Genomic DNA, 2206 nt, shown 5'->3' with positions numbered 1-2206 from the left:
CTCTGCCGAATAGCGTTTCCGTTTGGTCATTTCTGTGCGTTCTTCCTCAGGCGCTACAGCTTAGCACCTGGTCCGAAATCCCGCGACCACCTCTGATTGCCGTTCTGGACGGCGCAGGCACGCGTGGTCTAGCCGGGCAATCCCCGGTCAAACTTGACCAGCGGGCGGTTCGCCCGGTTGTCGCGGCAGGCTGCGCTTTTGAACCGATCCAAGGCCATGCAGACACGCCCCAGCGCGCTGTGCCATCCGTTGGACACGGCGGTGATGTGTCTCGACGGCGGTGCGTTCGGCTATCGTGAGGCGTGTGGCGACGACATCGCTGTCATATGACCGGATCTGGGTCCAACTGCACGCCACTGTGTGTCCTGCGTCTCAGGCTGGTGAAAGGCGCGCAGTGCGTGCAGGATGGCCAGTTGACAATCAAGGTAGTCGGGATCGTCAAAACACACCTCCTGACCCATCGGATGGCCGTGGGCCGCAGCCATCAGAGTTCCATCGCCCCATCGAGGGTGTGCCCGTCCTGTCCGCCGACAATGCGCATCCGCCGCACGGGCCTCGTCAATCAGCTGGTCAGCACGTTCGGGGCGCGCATGGGGCGGCACGGTCAACAGCATCCGCGCCACCGCGCTTACGTCGCCGGGCAAGACCGGCTTCATTGTGCAAACTCCAGTTCGGCAAATGGTCCGGGGCCGTAGCGCTCTGACAGTTGCGCAACCGCCAGGGTGAACCCGCCCGCCACACCGTCGGCGGATTGATCCCCCGCGCCATAGGCCCAGAACGGTGCAGTCACCGTCACGTCGCGCAAGACGGTTGTGCCCTGCCGGACCTGAACCCGGTATGCTTCGCGGTCCTCGCCAAGCGGAACCTCAGCAAGGTCCCAGCCATCCCCATCTATCCGTGTGCGCCGTATCCAGCTGAACGCAAGATCACCCGCCTGATCCGCAACCCGCAGATGTACAGGACGGTAAGGTCGCAACCCGTTGCCGTCGAAAGCATGAATGCGATGTTCATAGGCGGCATGGTCATAGGAGAGAGATGCCGGTCCGACCCTGTAGTGCCGTTCCAACCCACGTTGCAGCGTTTTCAATCCAATCTGCGTCGGTGTCCCATCAAGCGCCACCACAAAAGACCCCGCCGGCCAGACAGTTGGCACTAGCCCGTCGCTGCCAGCCTGCCCCCTCAGCCTGTGCGACAACCGCCAGCGCCCCTCCGAGACAAGCTCGGCATCCCTGAACTGGAACAGTTCCCAGTTTCCCGGTGTTCCATCGCCAATCGCCATAAGGTTGCCCCCGGACAACAGCCCGGCTTCGCTGATCGACTGTAGGCCGCCACTGGCCAACCGGACCTCCAACGCCGCGCCGAGGTCGATCTTTCCGGGCCGCGCAGCGACAAGATCCGTTTCAGTTAAACCTATTGCCGACTGTCCCGCGATGAGCTTGTTCAAGTTATAGTCCGAATCCTGCGCGGCCTCGTAAATTGCGACAGCGCCGGGCCAGGGTGTTGCCGTAAGTGCCACATGCGGAGCGTGTGTAACCTCATCCCCGGTCATCAGCGGCAAGTCCAAAAAGATCGGTACAACAGGCACAGTAGGTGTGATGGGCCGGACTGTTGCGGTGTCTTCGGGCAGTTCCGAAGGCCGAAAGACTTCGGGCTCAATCCGCACTGCGTCAATGATCTGGTGTTCCATGACTTCGACTTTGTCGATCCGTGCCAGTGTTCCACCACTCCCGACAGGCAGGCGGACGATATCACCGGCGCCCAGCGCAAGATGCGACGGCGGCAGTGCAAATCGCATCGTATCCCGCGCCACCCGCGCCTCGGCCAGCCACCGTTCCGCTGTCTGCCGCCCTTCTCCGCGCGTCATCGCCAATGCCATGTCTGTCTCGGACACGGCATGGGTCGCCTCATCCGGCAAGGCCGCTTCTTCCGACACAACCTGGTGATCCGCATCGGCCAAAAGGAATTGCACACGCACACGCCCGGCCATCTCGGCCTCAGAGGCGCGCGTCTCCAAAAGATCGCCTTCGATCTCTTCGCTCACCGCCAGCATCTCACGGGAGAGGTCTGCGGCCTTTGTTCCGTTCCGCATCCGGAAGACCAGTGTCCCATCCCTGTCAATCGGCACGCAATCCTGACCCCCTATCGGCGCCCAAAAATGACCCCCTTATTTTGCGCAGGGGTAGCTGGCCCGATGCGGTGTAGCCAT

The 2206-nt window shown here is 62.3% G+C and carries 2 protein-coding genes; both read right to left on the bottom strand.

The window, feature by feature from the left end:
* Positions 1-290: 290 nt before the first annotated feature.
* A complete protein-coding gene (locus tag CHB90_RS27670) occupies positions 291-656 on the bottom strand; it encodes a DUF7742 family protein (protein ID WP_483860495.1) in 366 nt (121 codons plus the stop codon).
* Positions 653-2125: a phage tail protein gene (locus CHB90_RS25780; RefSeq protein ID WP_281256145.1), complete on the bottom strand. Its 1473-nt coding sequence runs from the start codon at positions 2123-2125 to the stop codon at positions 653-655. The genes CHB90_RS27670 and CHB90_RS25780 overlap by 4 nt, the downstream gene beginning before the upstream one ends.
* Between the last annotated feature and the right edge of the window lie 81 nt (positions 2126-2206).

Source organism: Antarctobacter heliothermus (assembly GCF_900188425.1).
In the GTDB taxonomy this organism is placed as follows: domain Bacteria; phylum Pseudomonadota; class Alphaproteobacteria; order Rhodobacterales; family Rhodobacteraceae; genus Antarctobacter; species Antarctobacter heliothermus.
The sequence above is the reverse complement of the archived record's forward strand: the minus strand, read 5'-3'. Positions and strand labels throughout refer to the sequence as shown.